16 protein-coding genes are annotated in these 17429 nt (G+C 66.6%); 9 read left to right on the forward strand and 7 right to left on the reverse strand.

Features of this window, described 5'->3' with window-relative positions; genetic code table 11:
- The first annotated feature begins 45 nt into the window (after positions 1-45).
- On the forward strand, positions 46-939 hold the full coding sequence (trhO, locus tag AC5RWA_RS01135; protein ID WP_494056214.1) for an oxygen-dependent tRNA uridine(34) hydroxylase TrhO: 894 nt from the start codon (positions 46-48) through the stop codon (positions 937-939).
- Positions 940-968: 29 nt separating this feature from the next.
- Here trhO and AC5RWA_RS01140 read toward each other — a convergent pair whose 3' ends face one another.
- A complete protein-coding gene (locus AC5RWA_RS01140; protein WP_494056215.1) occupies positions 969-1532 on the reverse strand; it encodes a DUF6023 family protein in 564 nt (187 codons plus the stop codon).
- A gap of 50 nt (positions 1533-1582) precedes the next feature.
- Positions 1583-2041, reverse strand: a complete 459-nt coding sequence (locus AC5RWA_RS01145) for a DUF6023 family protein (RefSeq protein ID WP_494056216.1) — start codon at positions 2039-2041, stop codon at positions 1583-1585.
- Positions 2042-2130: 89 nt separating this feature from the next.
- Between AC5RWA_RS01145 and AC5RWA_RS01150 the strand changes: the two genes are divergently transcribed.
- From AC5RWA_RS01150 to proC, 5 genes are all read left to right on the forward strand, one after another.
- Entirely contained in the window at positions 2131-3795 is a 1665-nt protein-coding gene (locus tag AC5RWA_RS01150) for a DUF7059 domain-containing protein (protein WP_494056217.1), read from the forward strand.
- Positions 3796-3918: 123 nt separating this feature from the next.
- On the forward strand, positions 3919-6645 hold the full coding sequence (gene topA, locus AC5RWA_RS01155) for a type I DNA topoisomerase (RefSeq protein ID WP_494056218.1): 2727 nt from the start codon (positions 3919-3921) through the stop codon (positions 6643-6645).
- A gap of 94 nt (positions 6646-6739) precedes the next feature.
- Complete coding sequence (locus tag AC5RWA_RS01160) at positions 6740-7192, forward strand: SseB family protein (RefSeq protein WP_079597549.1); 453 nt, start codon at positions 6740-6742, stop codon at positions 7190-7192.
- An 80-nt stretch (positions 7193-7272) separates the two neighbouring features.
- Positions 7273-8262 (forward strand): Ppx/GppA phosphatase family protein, encoded by a 990-nt coding sequence (locus tag AC5RWA_RS01165; protein ID WP_115524833.1) that lies wholly within the window; start codon positions 7273-7275, stop codon positions 8260-8262.
- Between the two features lie 303 nt (positions 8263-8565).
- The gene (gene proC / locus AC5RWA_RS01170; RefSeq protein ID WP_494056219.1) at positions 8566-9399 is read left to right on the forward strand and encodes a pyrroline-5-carboxylate reductase; all 834 of its coding nucleotides are present in this window, start codon (positions 8566-8568) and stop codon (positions 9397-9399) included.
- 15 nt (positions 9400-9414) lie between these two features.
- Here the strand turns inward: proC and AC5RWA_RS01175 are convergent, their stop codons facing one another.
- A complete protein-coding gene (locus AC5RWA_RS01175) occupies positions 9415-10053 on the reverse strand; it encodes a potassium channel family protein (RefSeq protein WP_172801511.1) in 639 nt (212 codons plus the stop codon).
- A 40-nt stretch (positions 10054-10093) separates the two neighbouring features.
- Complete coding sequence (locus tag AC5RWA_RS01180; RefSeq protein WP_494056220.1) at positions 10094-11524, reverse strand: TrkH family potassium uptake protein; 1431 nt, start codon at positions 11522-11524, stop codon at positions 10094-10096.
- Between the two features lie 104 nt (positions 11525-11628).
- On the opposite strand from AC5RWA_RS01180, the gene AC5RWA_RS01185 reads away from it, so the two are divergent.
- Positions 11629-12840 carry an acetoin utilization protein AcuC gene (locus tag AC5RWA_RS01185; RefSeq protein WP_494056221.1) on the forward strand — a complete coding sequence of 404 codons (1212 nt, stop codon included), beginning with the start codon at positions 11629-11631 and terminating at the stop codon, positions 12838-12840.
- A 25-nt stretch (positions 12841-12865) separates the two neighbouring features.
- Here the strand turns inward: AC5RWA_RS01185 and AC5RWA_RS01190 are convergent, their stop codons facing one another.
- Positions 12866-13336, reverse strand: coding sequence for a hypothetical protein (locus AC5RWA_RS01190; RefSeq protein ID WP_079597544.1), 471 nt, complete (start codon positions 13334-13336; stop codon positions 12866-12868).
- A gap of 152 nt (positions 13337-13488) precedes the next feature.
- Between AC5RWA_RS01190 and AC5RWA_RS01195 the strand changes: the two genes are divergently transcribed.
- Positions 13489-14058, forward strand: a complete 570-nt coding sequence (locus tag AC5RWA_RS01195) for an ArsR/SmtB family transcription factor (protein ID WP_494056222.1) — start codon at positions 13489-13491, stop codon at positions 14056-14058.
- 81 nt (positions 14059-14139) lie between these two features.
- Here the strand turns inward: AC5RWA_RS01195 and AC5RWA_RS01200 are convergent, their stop codons facing one another.
- A complete protein-coding gene (locus AC5RWA_RS01200; protein ID WP_494056223.1) occupies positions 14140-15477 on the reverse strand; it encodes an alpha-hydroxy acid oxidase in 1338 nt (445 codons plus the stop codon).
- 99 nt (positions 15478-15576) lie between these two features.
- On the opposite strand from AC5RWA_RS01200, the gene AC5RWA_RS01205 reads away from it, so the two are divergent.
- Positions 15577-16287, forward strand: coding sequence for a FadR/GntR family transcriptional regulator (locus tag AC5RWA_RS01205; RefSeq protein ID WP_494056224.1), 711 nt, complete (start codon positions 15577-15579; stop codon positions 16285-16287).
- A 24-nt stretch (positions 16288-16311) separates the two neighbouring features.
- Here the strand turns inward: AC5RWA_RS01205 and AC5RWA_RS01210 are convergent, their stop codons facing one another.
- Positions 16312-17346, reverse strand: a complete 1035-nt coding sequence (locus tag AC5RWA_RS01210) for a LacI family DNA-binding transcriptional regulator (RefSeq protein ID WP_494056225.1) — start codon at positions 17344-17346, stop codon at positions 16312-16314.
- Positions 17347-17429: the final 83 nt, after the last annotated feature.

A 17429-nucleotide genomic window follows, 5' to 3' on the forward strand; every position in this document is an offset into this window, starting at 1 on the left:
AGGCGCCGATCCGGTCCAGGAACCCCAGCCGGTACCCTTAAATACGTGGCTTTGAACCGAATTGTCCTTTTTTACGGCTTTACCCCCATCGCGGACCCGGACGCAGTGCGTCTCTGGCAGCGTGCCCTCTGCGAAAAGCTGGGCCTCACCGGCCGCATCATCATCTCCAAGGACGGCATCAACGCCACCGTAGGCGGTGAAATCGGTGCCGTGAAGCAGTACGTCAAGACCACCCGGGAGTACAAGGGCTTCCGCGGCATCGACGTTAAATGGTCCGACGGCGGCGCGGACGACTTCCCCAGGCTCAGCGTCAAGGTGCGCGACGAGATCGTCTCCTTCGGAGCTCCCGGCGAGCTCACGGTGGACGCCAACGGTGTTGTGGGCGGCGGCAAGCACCTGAAGCCGGAAGAGCTGCACGAGCTGGTGGACGCGAAGAAACAGAGCGGGGAAGAGGTGGTGTTCTTCGACGGGCGGAACGCGTTTGAAGCCCAGATCGGCCGGTTCAAGGACGCGGTGGTCCCGGATGTCGCCACCACCCACGACTTCATCAAGGAGCTGGAGTCCGGCAAGTACGACGAACTCAAGGACAAACCCGTGGTCACGTACTGCACGGGCGGGATCCGCTGCGAGGTGCTCTCAAGCCTCATGGTGAACCGCGGCTTTAAAGAGGTCTACCAGCTGGACGGCGGCATTGCCCGGTACGGCGAGACCTTCAAGGACCAGGGCCTCTGGGAAGGCTCCCTCTACGTCTTCGACAAACGCATGCACCTGGAGTTCAGCGAGGACGCCAAGACCATCGGCGAATGCACCCGCTGCTCTGCACCCACCAGCAAGTTCGAAAACTGCTCCAACCCCAGCTGCCGCACCCTCACGCTTTACTGCGCCGGGTGCGCCGCCAGTCCGGAAACGCTGCGGTGTCCGGAGGGCTGCGCCGCCTGAACACCCCTGGAGCTGCCTCCCGCGCGCGATCACAGGCGCCGCACGCGGTAGGCAAAGTTGGCTCCGGTTCGAGCCTCAACGGTGATGGTCAGGGCCGTCTCCGTGGAGAGGTAAATGACGTTTTCGCGGTTGACGCCGCACCTGAGCCCAAGTTCCACCAGCGTGAGCGCATCACTGCGGACCGTAAACGTCACCCGCCGCTGGCTCCGGCAGGCAAGGGCCAGCGCATAGGTGCCGGTTTCGAGGACCGGCGTGGCTTCGGTCCGCACCTCCCCGGCGCCGAGCAGCCCGGCCCCCGCGTGGACCACCGCCTGCGGGGTGTCGGGGAGGGTCTCGGAGATCCACCCCTCCAGCTCGGCTTCGGTCACAGGGTCCCGCCGCAGCGGGTCACGAGTGAACACCGGGCCCGGGAGCGGTGTCGCTTCCGCCGGGGCGGACCAGTCCCGGCCGTCGTCGTACGTATATTCGCAGCCGCTTAGCGTTCCCGCTGCCAGCACGATGCCCAGGACGACGGCGGCCGCCGGCTTCCGTGCCAGCGGCGCCCGTGCTGTCCGTACGGGACGGGGCGCGGAGGCTTTCCGCACGCTGGGCATAATCCGACTTTATGCCTGCCCGCGCCGGCGGGCCATAGTCCCACCGCTCCCTATTCGGCAGGCACCAGGTGGTAGGCGAAGATCAGCGGAGCGTCCACGCTGGAGGTGCTGATGTTCAGGGTGCCTGCCTCAGGCAGTGTGATCCGGGTTGTTTCCTTGCTGCCGTTGCAGGCCGCGCCGTGGTCCACCAGCTGGGCGCCGTTCAGCGATACCGCAAAAAAGGCCTTGCCGCCGCCTTCGCAGGTGGCTGTCAGCGTGTAGCGGCCTGCGGGAACGTTGGCCGCTTCCTCGATGATGCGGTCCCGGTTAAGGATCTTGCCGGCGTCCGCCAGGACCGTCCCCGAAGCCGTGGGCAGCGCGGTGGCCCGCCACTGCGGAACGTCCACGTTCTCGATGGACACCAGGGGTGCGCAGGCGGCCAATGCAAGGGCCGCGGCCACCGGGGCGCTGAATGTCAGCACAGCGGTTCCGCGGCGGGCGCGCGGAAGGAAGGAAAGTCGGGAAGGCATGCTTCCACGCTACCGCCTGGGCGGGACCAGGCTGCACTGCCGGCTGGCGCAGCCCCGGGCGGCGCATCCCGCCGGACTAAACTTGTCCGGTGCCTAGATCCCATTACGAGTTCACCGCCGGCAACACCCCCGACGCCCCGCGCAGCGACCTTCCCGAACTGCTCACGGCGCTCGCCGCTGACCTGCGCCGGCTCGGCTACACGCTCGACGGCGTCGCCCGGCTGCTCGGGCCCTCCGCGTCGGCCGCGTTGAACCGGGACCAGACCATCCCTGCCCTGCTCGCTGCCGAGCGCGCCGTCCGGGAGGACGAGGGCGCAGCGGCGCTTGCCGCCGTCGTCCGTCTGTGGCTCCTGGCCGAACCCCAGGAACGGGAAACGCTCGACGCCGCCCTGCCGGGCATCCGCGTCGAGGGCCTGCTGGAGCTGGGGCTGCTGCAGCCCGTTCCCGGCTCGGGACGGCTGGCCGCCAAGGCGGACCTGCGGCCCTACGGCTGGGATGCGAACGATGACGGCAGCGGCGGGGCCGAACTGTGGGTGGCCAGTGACCTCGCTGCTCACCAGCAGCCGGGCGTGCTGCGGCATGACCACGTCCTGGGCATCGGCCAGGCTTCCACAACACTGGTGCAGACCACCATCAGGCGGCACACGGAGCGGGCGCTGGACCTCGGTACGGGCTGCGGGATCCAGTCGTTCCACCTCCTCCACCACTGCGAGCACGTGACGGCAACCGACATTTCCGAACGGGCCCTGGCCTTCACGCGCTTCAATATCCTGCTCAACGCCGAGGCCCTCTCTGTTGACCCGGCGCGGCTGGAGGACCGGGTGAGCCTCCGGCTCGGGTCGCTCCTGGATCCGGTGGCGGGTGAGGAATTCGGCCTGGTGGTGTCCAACCCGCCCTTTGTCATCACCCCGCGGCGTCCGGGGGAGGAGGCCGCGGAGCAGTTCACCTACCGGGACGGCGGGATGCCGGGCGACGAGATCGTCGCCTCGCTGGTCAGGGCGCTGCCGTCGGTCCTCGCCCCTGCCGGAACAGCCCAGCTTCTGGGCAACTGGGAAGTGCCGGCCGGCGCCGAGTGGCAGGAACGTCCGCAAAGCTGGGCCGGTCCGGACGTGGACGCCTGGTTCATCCAGCGGGAACAGGTCAGCCCGGAACAGTACGCCGAGACCTGGCTGCAGGACGCGTCGGAAGGCCGGGACCGGCAGCACTACCGCGATGCCTATGAGGCCTACCTCGCCGACTTTGAATCCCGGCAGGTGGAGGGGATCGGCTTCGGGATGGTCTGGCTGCGGCGTCCCGTTACTGGCGGACACGTCGCGGTCAGCCGCTTCGAGGAAATCACCTACCCCATCGAGCAGCCCATCGGCCCCCACCTGGGCGCCGCCGTCGAACGCAGCGACTGGCTGGCGGCCAACGACATTGAGGACGCGCACCTGCTGGTGGCGGATGACGTCACGGAGGAGCGGCACCAGCGGCCGGGCGCCGAGCACCCGGGCGTTATCCTGCTGCGCCAAGGGGCAGGGCTGCGCCGCACCAACCTGCTGAGTACGGAACTGGCCGGCTTTGTGTCGGCGTGCGACGGCGACCTGTCCGCCGGGCAGATCGCCGGTGCGCTGGAGGCCCTGCTGGGCGGCAGTATGGGTGCCGTCGAAGATGGCCCGGACGGCGGTTTTGACGCCGGTACCTTCCGGGGCGCGCTGCTTGCCGATGTGGAAAACCTGGTCCGCGACGGCTTCCTTATTCCTGCTGCCGATTAGGCGTCCGCGGCGTCTGCCTGCAGCCCCCGGTTTTCCACAGGAATGCGCACAATTCTCCAAAATATGGTGAACTAGGCCAATATGGGCTCATCTGCCCCAGCAACCTTTTTCTGTAGGAGCACCGTGCCAAGCAAGGCCAAAACCGGCAAGAAACTCGTGATTGTGGAGTCTCCGGCCAAGAGCAAGACCATCGCCAAGTACCTCGGCGAGGGCTTCATCGTTGAGGCCTCCATTGGTCACATCCGCGACCTGCCGCAGCCGTCCGAGCTCCCCGCAGAGCTGAAGAAAACCTCGGTGGGCAAGTTCGCCGTGGACATCGAGCACGACTTCAAGCCGTACTACGTGGTGTCCGCGGACAAGAAGAAAAAGGTGACCGAGCTCAAGGCGGCGCTCAAAGACGCGGACGAACTTTACCTCGCAACCGATGGGGACCGCGAGGGCGAAGCCATCGCGTGGCACCTGCTGGAAGTGCTCAAGCCCAAGGTCCCGGTGTACCGGATGACGTTCGGCGAAATCACCAAGGAAGCCATCCAGCGCGCCATGGGCAACCTGCGCGACGTCGATTCGGCGCTGGTGGACGCCCAGGAAACCCGCCGCGTCCTGGACCGCCTGTACGGCTACGAAATCTCCCCGGTCCTGTGGCGCAAGGTGGCGCGCGGCCTGTCCGCCGGCCGTGTGCAGTCCGTTGTCACCCGCATGGTGGTGGACCGGGAACGCGAACGCATGGCGTTCAAGGCGGCGTCCTACTGGGACCTCACCGGCCAGTTCGGCGCGGATTCCGGCTCCTTCAAAGCCAAGCTCGCGGCTGTTGACGGCGCCAAGGTGGCCACCGGCCGCGACTTCAACGACGACGGCGTCCTCACCTCCAAGAACGTGGCGCACCTCAACGAGGAGCTGGCTACGTCGCTGGCAGCAGGGCTGCAGGATGCCTCGTTCACTGTCCGTTCCGTGGACACCAAGCCGTACACCCGCCGCCCGGCCGCGCCGTTCACCACCTCCACACTGCAGCAGGAAGCAGGCCGCAAGCTGCGGTTCTCCTCCAAGAGCACCATGCAGGTTGCCCAGCGGCTGTACGAAAACGGCTACATCACCTATATGCGTACCGACTCGTCCGCGCTGAGCGACGAAGCCGTGACCGCTGCCCGCCGGCAGGCTGCCGAGCTGTACGGCCCCGAGTACGTTCCGCAGTCCCCGCGCGTGTACGCCAACAAGTCCGCCAACGCGCAGGAAGCCCACGAGGCCATCCGTCCCGCCGGTGACTCCTTCCGCACGCCTGCCCAGGTGGCAAAACAGCTCTCGGGCGACGAGTTCCGGCTGTACGAACTGATCTGGAAGCGGACCGTTGCATCCCAGATGGGCGATGCCAAGGGCTCGACGGCGACCATCCGCCTGGGTGCGGTGGCTGCGGACGGGCGGGATGCCGAGTTCTCCGCGTCCGGCACCGTGATCACGTTCCCCGGCTTCCTTGCGGCCTATGAGGAAGGCAAGGACGAGACCCGCGGCGACGACGACTCCGACGAAGCCCGCCGTCTTCCCAACGTTGCCAAGGGCGATGCCCTCAAGGCCTCGGACATCATCGCCGTGGGCCACGAAACCTCGCCGCCGCCGCGGTACACCGAAGCGTCGCTGACGGCGGAGCTGGAGAAGAAGGGCATCGGACGCCCGTCCACCTACGCCTCCACCATCTCCACCATCCAGGACCGCGGTTACGTCCGGAAGCAGGGCTCAGCCCTGGTTCCCAGCTGGATCGCCTTCTCGGTCATCCGCCTGCTGGAGCAGCACTTCAGCGACTACGTGGACTATGAGTTCACCGCGGACATGGAAGGCGACCTGGACAAGATCGCCAACGGCCAGGCCGTTGGCGCCTCCTGGCTTCGGCACTTCTACTTTGGGGAAGACTCCGATCCGGGCCTGCTCAGCATCGTGAACAACCTGGGCGAGATCGACGCCCGGGAAATCAACTCCATCCCCATCACCGACGAGATCACGCTGCGGGTTGGCAAGTTTGGTCCATACCTGGAAAGTTCCGCCGCCACCGTCGACCCCAAGACCGGGGAAATCGTGGAGTCGGTGCGCGCCAATGTGCCGGAGGACCTGGCACCGGATGAACTGACGGCGGCCAAGGCCATCGAGCTGATGGAGACGGCGGCCCCAGAGGAGAGGGTGCTGGGCACCGACCCGCACACGGGCCACACCGTAGTTGCCAAGAACGGCCGCTACGGGGCCTATGTCACCGAGGTCATCCCCGAGATGACCGAGGAACAGATCGCCAACCAGCCGGTGGAGTACTACAAGAACGGCAAGCCCAAGCCGCCTAAGAAGCCGGTCAAGGCCAAGCCGCGCACCGGCTCGCTCTTCAAGTCCATGACCGTCGAGTCCGTAACCCTCGACGAGGCGCTGCAGCTCATGAGCCTGCCGCGCGTCCTGGGCGAGGACGCCGAAGGGAACCTCATCACCGTGCAGAACGGCCGGTTTGGCCCCTACCTGAAGAAGGGGACGGACTCCCGGTCCATCGGCTCGGAGGAGGAAATCTTCACCATCACGCTGGAGCAGGCCCTCGAGATCTACTCCCAGCCGAAGCAGCGCGGTGCCCGTGCTGCGGTGCCGCCGCTGGCGGAGTTCGGCCCCGACCCCGTGTCCGAGAAGAACATCGTGGTGAAGGAAGGCCGGTTCGGCCCGTACATCACCGACGGGATCACCAACATCACCGTTCCGCGCGCCACCTCGCTGGAGGAACTCACCCGCGAACAGGCCGTGGAGCTCCTCGCCGAGAAGCGCGCCAAGGGCCCGGTCAAGCGCACCACCACCCGCAAGGCGCCGGCCAAAAAGAAGGCAACGGCCAAGAAGTAATCTCTTCCGGTGGCTGAGCTGTTCGAAACCCATGTTTCGAACAGCTCAGCCACCGGCGTTTGCGCGGGGCACCGGAACGTGATCGGGTAGAGGCATGACTGAACAGCCCGGAATTGCCGACCCGACTCCGCTGAACGACCTTGAGGAGAAGCTCGCCAAGGGCGGAGAGCCTGACGCGAGTCCCGTGGACGTCATCCTGTCCTTCCTCAACAGCGAGGTGTACATCGTCAGCTCGGACGGCATCGAGGGGGAGGACTCCCAGGTGGAGCCCCTGGTCCTGGCCAACTCCGACGGCGACCCCGTCCTTGCCGTCTTCTCGCACCCCAGCCGTGTTGACGAGCAGTATCTTGCAGCAGCCCCTAACGTGCTCGGCACCCAGGGCGCAGCGATCATCGCCAACATCGGCGAGGAGCTGGGCATGGTCATCAACCCCGGGGCGGCCTACGGCTTCGAAATCAACCCCGAGGGCGTCGCCAACATCAAGCGCGATTTCAAGCGCGCGGACGAACTTCCCGGCGATGCCCCGACGGACCCGTCCACCAACTGACGCCGCAACAATTGACCTGCTGCACCCGTTGACCGGGTGGCGGTTGGAATACACCTGCCGCGCCAGTGAATAATGGCAGGATGCGACTAGGCGTCCTCGATATCGGGTCCAACACTGTCCATCTTCTGCTGGTGGATGCCCACCCTGGTGCGCGCCCGGTTCCTTTTGCCTCGCACAAGCGGCCCCTGTCCCTGGTCCAGTACTTGGAGCCTGACGGCAGCATCAGCGACGCCGGGCAGCACGAACTCACCGAGTTCGTACTGGAAGCGTGGGAGTTCGCGGCCCGGCACAAGGCCGAGGACCTCCTGGCGTTTTGTACGTCGGCCATCCGCGAGGCCACCAACGGTCCAGAGGTCCTGGCCCGCGTCAAGCATGAAACCACCGTGACGCTGCAGGAGCTGACCGGCAGTGAGGAAGCGTCCATGACCTTCTTCGCCGTTCGCCGCTGGCACGGCTGGGGTGCCGGCCCCATCCTGAACCTGGACATTGGCGGCGGTTCCTTCGAGATGGCCTTTGGCCAGGACGAGCTCCCGGAGGTGGCCACGTCAGTGCCCTTGGGCGCTAGCCGGCTCACCCGGGACTGGCTGGCGGAGGACCCTCCCAGCGCAAAGAGCGTGAAGGAACTGCGGCGGTACATCCAGGCCACCCTGAAGCCCGCGGTCCGGGAGTTCGACGGCCTGGGCAGGGCCAACCTGGTGGCCGGAACCTCCAAGACCTTCCGGTCCCTGGCCCGGATCGCCGGGGCGGCACCGAGCGCGGGCGGTCCCTACGTCAAGCGGGAACTGCACGCCTCCGATCTTGGGATCTGGGCGCAGCGCATTTCGGCGATGAAAGCCGAAGACCGGCTGCACCTGCCCGGTGTCTCCGAGGCGCGCGCACACCAGCTCCTGGCCGGCGCGCTGGTGGCTGAGGCTGCACTGGAGCTGTTCAAATTCAAGAAGCTCCGGATCTGCCCCTGGGCCCTGCGCGAAGGCCTCATCCTGCGCCGCCTTGACCAGCTGGTCTTCTCCGGGCCTCTTGAACCCGCGCCGCATATCGCCGCCCCGCAGGCCGTGGAGGCACCTGTCTAGGATTGGCCGTTAAAAGCGGAAGCACCGGGGCCGGCAACAGGAAAATGGGGGAAAACCTGTTGCCAGCCGCCGGTGCCCTGGCAGACATCCCCATGCCTGCCGCATCACTCGCACCCTCAATGAGGTAATAACCACAGTAGGGGTGCAACTTGTGAGGGACCTGCGCTGAACATGGGAGCCAGCTGTGAATCCAACCAACGCGGGGTCAGTACGGCTCAAAATCGGGCAGGAATTGGGCTTTATCCGACCCCGCGTTGCTGTAAGAAGTCGGCACCCGCCGTGGCTAACTGCAATGATGGAGCCATGAGCAACCGAATCGCATTCCTTGGCTGTGGATCCATGAACGAGGCCATTCTCGGCGGCCTGCTGGAAGCTGGCACGGATCCGGCGGACGTCGTGGCTACGGTCCGGCGCGCCGAGCGTGCCGCCGAACTGGCCGAGCGGTACCACGGCATCACCGCCATCGCAGGCGAGGAGGAACCGGACAACAACAGGCAGGCCACCAAGGGGTCCGCCGTCGTCATTCTTGGCGTCAAGCCGGTGGGCATCGCGGACCTCGCCCGGGAAATCAGCGAGGCTCTCTCGCCGAACACCGTAGTGGTCAGCGTGGCCGCCGCGGTGTCGATCGCCCAGCTCGAAGCCGCGCTTCCCGCCGGGCAGCCGGTCATCCGGACCATGCCCAACACACCGGCCAAACTGGGCCGCGGCGTGGTGTCCGTTTCGCCCGGCACCAACTGCACCCCTGAACAGCTCCAGCAGGTCAAGGACATCCTGCGCGGCGCGGGAACGGTCGTCGAAGTACCTGAGGAACAGGTGGACGCGCTCTCGGCCATCAGCGGCTCGGGACCCGCCTACGCGTTCTACCTCGCTGAAGCAATGGCCGCCGCGGGGGTGGAACTGGGCCTGGACCATGAACTGTCCCTGCTCCTGGCCCGCGAAACCGTAGCCGGCGCCGGGCTGATGCTCGCCGAACCCGGTGCCGACCCGTCAACGTTGCGGAAGGCGGTCACCAGCCCGAACGGCACCACGGAACGCGCCATCGCCACCTTTGATGAGCAGGGCATCCCGTCCATCATCGCCGCCGGCGCAAAGGCCGCAGCGGACAGGGCAGCAGAGATCACCAAACAGCTCGGCTAACGCCCGCCGAAACCCCTACGGCCTGGCGGCGAAGCGCTCCAGAAGGTCCACGTGGCCGGACACGATCAGCATGTCCCGCGAGGACACCTTGGTTTCCGGCCGCGCGTAGGTGAAGTCCTCACCCGGTGACTTCACGCCCACGATCGTCACGCCGTACTTGGAGCGGACCTTGGATTCATCGAGCGTGAAACCCACTGTTTCACGCGGCGGGTACATCTTGACGATGGCGAAGTCGTCGTCGAATTCGATGAAGTCGAGCATGCGCCCGGACACCAGGTGGGCAGCCCGTACGCCGGCGTCTGCCTCCGGATAGATCACGTGATTGGCGCCGATCCGGGTGAGGATCTTGCCGTGCGATGGCGTGATCGCCTTCACCCACAGATGTTCAATGCCCAGGTCCACCAGGTTGACGGTAATCAGCACGGAAGACTCAATGGACGTGCCCACGCCCACGACGGCCGAGCTGAACTCCTGGGCTCCAAGCTGCCGGAGTGCGTCAATGTTGGTGGCGTCGGCCTCCACCACATGGGTCAGCAGGGGAGCCCACTTCTGCACCAGGGTCCGGTCCCGTTCGATCGCGAGCACTTCACGGCCCTGCTTCACCAGCTGCTCGGCGGTGGATGAACCGAAGCGGCCCAGCCCGATCACCAGCACCGGAGCATTATGGGCGGGGCGCCTGGGGGCGTCTGGGGAACTAGCCAATGATGGGCCTCTCTTCGGGATAGTGGTAGAGCTGGCTGCGCTGGCGCAGGGCCAGGGCGGCGGCGAGGGTTACGGTGCCTACACGGCCCGCAAACATGAGCGCTGTCAGGACGTACACGCCCTCGGGCGGAACCTCCGCGCTGAGGTTGGTGCTCAGCCCCACCGTGGCGAACGCGGAAATGGTCTCGAACAGGACGCGGTCCAGGGACGCGCCGCTGATGTGAAGCAGGAGGAACGCAGAGACGGACACCAGGGTGGCGCCGGCAACGATGACCGAAATGGCCACCCGCATGCTGCCCTCCGGGATGGTCCTGCCGTACACCTTGACGTCGGCGTCGCCCCGAGCTTCAGCAACGATGGCCAGGAACATCACGGCGATGGTGGTCACTTTGATGCCGCCCGCCGTCGACGCTGAGCCGCCGCCGGCGAACATCAGGGCATCCGTCAGGAGCATGGTGGTGGATTCCATCTGGTTCTGGTCCACCAGGTTGAACCCGCCGGACCGGGTCATGACGGAGGCGAACAGCGAGTGTGTCACCTTGTCTCCGAAACCCATCGTGCCGATGGTCCGCGCGTTGTCCCACTCCATCAGGCCCCACAGGAACGTACCCGCCACCAGGAGGATGAAGGAAACCTGGATGGTCAGCTTGGTGTGCAGGTTCCACCGCTTCCAGTTCAAGCCGTTCTGCTGCAGGACCATCACCACGGGAAATCCAAGGCTGCCCAGGAAGACGCCCAGCATCAGCGGAACCAGGATCCACAGGTCAGTCTCGTACGGGACGATGCCGTCCGAGTGCGGGGTGAAGCCGGCGTTGTTGAAGGATGAGATGGCGTAGAAGATTCCGTGCCACACGGATTGCCAGAACGGCTCGCCCAGGGTGAGGAACCGTGGGATCAACGCCAGCGCCAGGATCCCTTCGATGACTACGGAGGTGGTGATGACGATCCGCAGCAGTGTACCTACTTCACCGAGGCGGCCTGCGTTGTTCATGGATTCCGCCGCAATGATCTTGCCGCGGACGCCGAGCCGTTTGCTCACCATCAGGGCCAGCAGCGACGCCAGGGTCAGCGTGCCCAGGCCGCCGATGAACACGCCGATCAGGATCACCAGCTGGCCGAAGAAGGACCAGTGGACCGCCGTCGACACTACCGTGAGGCCTGTAACGCACACGGCGGAAACTGCGGTGAACATGGCCTGGTGCAGTGGGGTTGCGGTGCCGGCGGCAGAGGAAACGGGCAAGGACAGCAGGAAGGTGAACACCAGGCAGACGGCGGCGAACGCGCTCAGGGCAAGCCGGGCGGGGGAGGTGTTGGCAATGTCGTCGATGAAGTCGCGGAGCTGCGTTAGGATCCAGAGGCCCTCCCGCTCCTGCGCGGGGTGCCAGCTGGCCGAATTCCGGGGCCTCGACTGGCTTTGCGTCATGTGTGGCTTTTCCTCGGTTGAATCTGCTTCCCTCAGTAGTAAACCACTAATGCCCGCGTAATGGCCGGGCGGACAAGGGCCCGGCCTCCGGTAGCCTGTGATTGATGACATACCTGCCCGGTCTCAGCAAGCCCGCGCCGCCAACGACGGTGGCGTGGAGCCCTGACATGACCGCCTACAACTTCGGACCGGGCCACCCCATGGCACCGGAGCGGATGGACCTTACGGCACGCCTGGTCAGGAGCCTGGGACTGTTCGATCTTGAGCATGTTTCGGTGGAAGCCCCTGGGGTGGCCGGCGACGCCGACCTGGAGTCCGTGCATTCGGCCGAGTTCGTTGCGGCGGTGCGGCGGGTGAGCGAGGACCCGTCCGAATCGGACGAATCCCGCGGCCTGGGCACCGAGGACGACCCCGCCTTTGCCGGCATGCATGAAGCCGCCGCGCGGCTGGCGGGCGGATCCCTGCTGGCCGCGTCCCGGATCCTGGACGGGTCAGCCCTGCACGCCGTGAACTTCGGCGGCGGCATGCACCACGCGGCCCGGGACCGTGCCAGCGGCTTCTGCATTTACAACGACGCCGCACTTGCCGTGCAGAAGCTGCTCGACGGCGGCATCCGCAAGGTGGCGTACATCGACGTTGACGCCCACCACGGCGACGGCACGGAAAGCATCTTCTGGGACGATCCCCGGGTCCTCACCCTTTCCCTGCACGAAACCGGCCTCACACTGTTCCCCGGAACCGGGTTCGCCAACGAGATCGGCGGGCCGCAGGCGGAGGGGACGGCCGTTAACATCGCCTTGCCGGCCGGAACAGGCGACGCGGGCTGGCTTCGGGCGTTTTACGCCGTGGTGCCGCAGCTCGTGGCCGCCTTCGAACCCGAAGTGATCGTAAGCCAGCACGGCTGTGACTCCCACCGGACGGACCCGCTCACGCACCTCAATCTCAGTGTTGACGGCCAGCGGGAGGCAGCGTCCGCCGTCGGACATCTCGCTGAGCGCCACTGCGACGGCCGCTGGATCGCCACCGGTGGCGGCGGGTACAACGTCCTGCATGTGGTGCCGCGGTCCTGGAGTCACCTGGTGGCCATCGCCGCGGGGCGGCCGGTGCCGCTGCGCACCCCGGTGCCGCAGGACTGGCGCGATTATGTGGAGGAGAAATTCGGCACATCCACGCCCGGCCTGATGGGCGACGACGTGGAGCTGTGGTGGCGGTCATGGGAGGTCGGTTTCGATCCCAACGACGCCGTGGACCGTACCGTCATGGCCACCCGCAAGGCCGTGTTCCCGCTGCATGGACTCGATCCCTGGTTCGACTAGTGTCCCGTCGAACCCCCGGCCCGCATCAGGATGCAGCCTTTTCGGTCTGGAACACCACGCCTGCCGCGCCAATCAGCCAGCCCAGCAGCGACAGGGCGAACGCTCCGATCAGGTCCGTGGACGCAGTGCCCTTGGCCAGCCAGAGGAGCAGGACCAGCAGCCCCACCGCCATGTAGACCACAATGGCCGCGACGATCCGTCCGGACAGCCTGGCGGTGACGTCGCCGGGGCTGAAGGGGGTTTCGGTGCGGCCAGACCCCTCAGCGTGCCGCACCTCGGCGATGGTGAATCCGAGGGCGGACGCGGTCAGTGAACTCAGCGACGTGGCCAGGACGCCCGCCGCCGTGACCAATGCGCCGTTCAGGGCGGGAGCGGCAGTCCTTCCGTCCGGCACCCAGAACCCGACGCGGAGCAGCACGCTGCCCCACACGGCGACGAAAAGGCCCAGGAACACAAAAGCGATGATGTTGAACAGTTGCCGGCGCAGGGCATCCATGATGGCCCACCCCCTTGTCTCAGGTGGCGGCGGCCGGGCCGGCCGGGGCACAGTTCAACCGTTGTAACACCTGCGCCGCATGGGCAGCAATAGCCAGTTGGCTGACGAAATAGTTGATGCCTTTCGGCGTATATGTCGTTAGGGTGGGAGGCATGGTGACAGACGACGTATTTGCCGTCATTGCGGAATCAACCCGGCGGGACATCCTGGTCTCCCTCCGCTCCGGAGACAAGGCCGTGGGGGAACTCGTGGAAGAACTGGCAGCAAGCCAGCCCACCATTTCCAAGCACCTCAAGGTCCTGCGCGAGGCGCAGCTGGTCAGCATGCGGGCGCAGGGACAGAAGCGCTACTACGCGCTGAACCGCAAGCCGCTGGAAGGGATCGCCAGCTGGCTGGAAACGTTCGACGTCGGCTCGTCGGCTCCCGCTGCTGCTCCGGTCCGTCCCGCAGGCCGCGCCGCCGGGGACTCCGCCCCGTCCCGGGGCGCTGACGCCGCTTATGCCGGCGAGACGCCCGAGGCGGTGGCTGCCGAGGCCGTCTCGGAAGGCGTCCTGGCACCGGACGGTGCCGAACTGAGCCCCGCCGTCGTTATTCCCGGCGGCACCACGCAGCCGCTGAGCGATGACAGCGTTCCGCAGCAAATCGGCCGCACGGTGGGCCGTGCGGCCACCCGTGCGGCCGACCTGCTGGCCAACTTGCCGAAGTTCGGCCGCAAAAAGTAGCCCCTTAGCCCAAGTAAGTAGCGTCAAGTGTCGTTTTGACCCCTCAAAACGACACTTGACGCTACTCAGTTGGGGCAGGACCTACCTGTTCAGCAGGCGGACGTGGTCTGGGGTGAGCTCCGAGATGTTGCTGACGCCCAGGAGCGCCATGGTGCGGGCCATGTCCTTCTCGAGGATCTGGAGGGTGCGGTCCACACCGGCGCGGCCGCCGGCCATCAGTCCGTACAGGTAGGCGCGGCCGATCAGGGTGAAGTCCGCACCGAGGGCCAAGGCTGCCACGATGTCAGCGCCGCTCATGATGCCGGTGTCCAGCATGAGCGCGGCGTCGGTGTTGTCCACCGTGAAAGCCTGCTTGACCTCGGGGAGCAGGTGGAACGGAATGGGAGCCCGGTCCAGCTGGCGTCCGCCGTGGTTGGACAGCACCACACCGTCGGCGCCGTGGTCAACCACCCGGCGGGCGTCCTCGACGGTCTGGATGCCCTTGACCACCAGCTTGCCCTTCCATGTTTCGCGCAGCCAGTCGAGGTCTTCGAAGGTGAGGGTGGGGTCGAACATCGAGTTGATGAGGTCCGCCACGGTGCCGGTGTAGCGGGACAGCGAGGCGAATGTCAGCGGCTCGTGCGTGAGGAAGTTGAACCACCAGGCCGGGCGGTAGGAAGCATCCAGCACGGTCTTGACTGTCAGTGCCGGCGGGATGGTCATGCCATTGCGGACGTCGCGGAGGCGGGCGCCGGCGACGGCGGTGTCCACGGTGACCATCAATGTGTCGTTTCCGGCCTTGGCAGCGCGCTCGATCAGTTCCAGCGAACGGTCCCGGTCCGTCCAGAGGTACAGCTGGAACCAGTTGCGGCCGTTCGGGGCAGCGGCGGCGACGTCCTCGATGGAAGCGGTGCCCATGGTGGAGAGGGTGTAGGGAATACCCGCCGCTTCGGCTGCCTGGGAGCCTGCATACTCGCCCTCGGACTGCATCATCCGGGTGAACCCGGTGGGGGCGATGCCCAGGGGAAGGCGGGAGGGCTTGCCCAGGATTTCGGTGCTGAGGTCGATGGTGGAGACGTTCCGGAGGATTCCGGGGCGGAATTCGATGTCCAGGAAGGCCTGGCGCGCGCGGCGGAGGGTGATTTCCTCTTCGGCTGCACCGTCCGTGTAGTCGAACGGGGCCTGGGGGGTGCGGCGCTTGGCGATGTCCCGGAGTTCCCAAATGGTGCTGGCGCGCCTGAGCCGGGCCTCCTTGCTGAACTCAGGCTTCTTGAACTGCATCAGGGGAGCCAGGTCCGAGTACTTGGGGATGCGCCGCTTCAGTGCCGCCGGAACAGCGGACGACGCCGGTGCTTTGGCGGGTGCCGGCGCGGCGGGAATGTCGGTGGCATCCGGCGCGGGGGTCGTCTCCGGGTTGCTGGGCTGGATGGTGTGGGTCATGGCGTCCTCCATTGGGCAGGCGGGTCCGTGTCCGGAACCTTCTGTGGTCTAACCACACTCTAAGGCATGTGGTCCAACCACATCAACTACTATTTACGTATGCGTACCCACCAGCTTGTCCTGTCCTGGATCGAGAACGAGCTTTCCGGCGGCCGGCTTACCGTGGGCGGCCGGCTTCCGGCCGAGCGCACCCTGGCGGAACAGCTGAAGGTGTCGCGGACCTCGGTCCGGGAGGCGATCCGCATCCTCGAGGCCATGGGTGTGGTCCGGGCCGGCGTAGGGTCCGGCCCGGAAGCGGGAACCGTTGTCATTTCGGATCCGACGGCCGCGCTTGGCTCCGCCCTCCGGCTGCACGTGGCCACCCAGCACCTGCCGGTGGCGGACATCGTGGAAACCCGCGTGCTGTTGGAGTCGTGGGCCGTGGCGAAAGCTGGTCCGGATGCGCCGGAACTGGAGGAAGCCTCGGCGCTTCTTGAAGCCATGGCTGCCGAGGACCTCGCGGTCAGCGACTTCCTGGCACTGGACGTCCGTTTCCACCTGGCGCTGGCCGACGCCGCGGGCAACGCCGTTGTGAGCGCGATGATGGGATCGCTCCGCGAGTCCATTCAGGGATATGCGGCGGAGCTGACGTCCGGACTGCCTGACTGGGAGGCCACGGCATCGCGGCTGCGGGCCGAGCACCAGGACATCCTGGCGGCCATCAGGAACGACGACGGCGGGCAGGCGGCCAGGCTGGTGGCCGCCCACATTGAGGGGTACTACAAAGAGGCCGGGCTGGCTTCCGCCGAAACGGAACCGGCCCGGCCGTAGCGCGGGCTTGCGTCCGCCGGCCCGTCAGCCGTGGACTGCCGTGCGGGGGGCCTTGGCCGGGCCGGTGCTTGAACGCACTTCGAGCCTGGGCTGGTACCGGCTCCCCGGAGCCTCGTTCTCCTCCTTGCGGATGAGCGCCCGCAGCTGCTGCCATGCCTGCTCGCCCAGTTCCGTGATGGGCACCGCTGCCGTGGTGAGGGCCGGCGTCGTGTATTTGGCGAACGGAATATCGTCGAAGCCGGTGACGGAGATGTCTCCCGGCACGTCCAGGCCGCGTTCATGCAACCCGCTCATCAGGCCCATGGCCACCAGGTCGTTGAAGGCCAGGATTCCCGTGGCGCCGCTCTCAAGTACCGCGTCCACTGCCTCGTGTCCGGTGTCGAAGTCGGATCCGCCTTCAAGCATGGTCACCTCCACCTGGGGATGGGCTGCCTTGAAGGACTCCAGTCCCTGGAGCCGGAGTCCGTTCGAGGCGCTGCGGGGCGGACCGGCAAGGAATGCCAGGCGGGTGTGTCCGAGGTCCACCAGGTGCTCCGCGATGTCCTGCACGCCCTGGCCGTAGTCCACCACCAGGCTGGGTACGCCGGCAGCTGCGGTGGTCCTGTTGATCAGCACCAGGGGGTGCAGCGAGGGTGCGATCTCTTCCAGTTCGGCGTCGCTCATGCGGGGAGCGCAGAGGACGAGGCCGTCACAGCGGCGGCGGGCCTCGCCGGCGAGGATGGCCTCCTCGCTGGAAACCTCGAAGGAATCGGCGATCAGGACCCGGTAGCTGTCCTGCGCCGCGGCGCGGCTCAGGCCGCGAAGAATCGCCTGGAAGGTGGGGTTGGCCAGGTCCGGCACAACTATCCCGATGGTGTCGGTCTTACCCAGGGCCAGGCTGCGCCCGACAGGATTGGGCTGGTACTTCAGTTCCGCCGCAGCTGCCCGGACGCGGGCTGCGATGTCCGGGTCCACTGTGAAGTTGCCGTTCATTACGCGGGAAACCGTGGCGTGCGAAACCCCTGCCTTGATGGCGACATCCGCGATGCCAATCCGGCCGGTTGCCGATTTCCTGACCATGCTGGTCCCTTCCTTGGCGCAGCGGACGGTGTCCGTGCGCGTACTGCTGCCCGATGGCAGGCTCCTGCCGCCTTTGCCCGACG

It is taken from the genome of Arthrobacter sp. 210 2 (genome assembly GCF_059093025.1).

What these genes read in the sequence shown, in the direction of transcription:
- AC5RWA_RS01140 (WP_494056215.1), bottom strand. Translation starts at nt 1,532, where the DNA reads ATGCCCAGCGTGCGGAAAGCCTCCGCGCCCCGTCCCGTACGGACAGCA.
- AC5RWA_RS01145 (WP_494056216.1), bottom strand. Translation starts at nt 2,041, where the DNA reads ATGCCTTCCCGACTTTCCTTCCTTCCGCGCGCCCGCCGCGGAACCGCT.
- AC5RWA_RS01160 (WP_079597549.1), top strand. Translation starts at nt 6,740, where the DNA reads ATGACTGAACAGCCCGGAATTGCCGACCCGACTCCGCTGAACGACCTT.
- AC5RWA_RS01165 (WP_115524833.1), top strand. Translation starts at nt 7,273, where the DNA reads ATGCGACTAGGCGTCCTCGATATCGGGTCCAACACTGTCCATCTTCTG.
- proC (WP_494056219.1), top strand. Translation starts at nt 8,566, where the DNA reads ATGAGCAACCGAATCGCATTCCTTGGCTGTGGATCCATGAACGAGGCC.
- AC5RWA_RS01180 (WP_494056220.1), bottom strand. Translation starts at nt 11,524, where the DNA reads ATGACGCAAAGCCAGTCGAGGCCCCGGAATTCGGCCAGCTGGCACCCC.
- AC5RWA_RS01185 (WP_494056221.1), top strand. Translation starts at nt 11,629, where the DNA reads ATGACATACCTGCCCGGTCTCAGCAAGCCCGCGCCGCCAACGACGGTG.
- AC5RWA_RS01190 (WP_079597544.1), bottom strand. Translation starts at nt 13,336, where the DNA reads ATGGATGCCCTGCGCCGGCAACTGTTCAACATCATCGCTTTTGTGTTC.
- AC5RWA_RS01195 (WP_494056222.1), top strand. Translation starts at nt 13,489, where the DNA reads ATGGTGACAGACGACGTATTTGCCGTCATTGCGGAATCAACCCGGCGG.
- AC5RWA_RS01200 (WP_494056223.1), bottom strand. Translation starts at nt 15,477, where the DNA reads ATGACCCACACCATCCAGCCCAGCAACCCGGAGACGACCCCCGCGCCG.
- AC5RWA_RS01205 (WP_494056224.1), top strand. Translation starts at nt 15,577, where the DNA reads ATGCGTACCCACCAGCTTGTCCTGTCCTGGATCGAGAACGAGCTTTCC.
- AC5RWA_RS01210 (WP_494056225.1), bottom strand. Translation starts at nt 17,346, where the DNA reads ATGGTCAGGAAATCGGCAACCGGCCGGATTGGCATCGCGGATGTCGCC.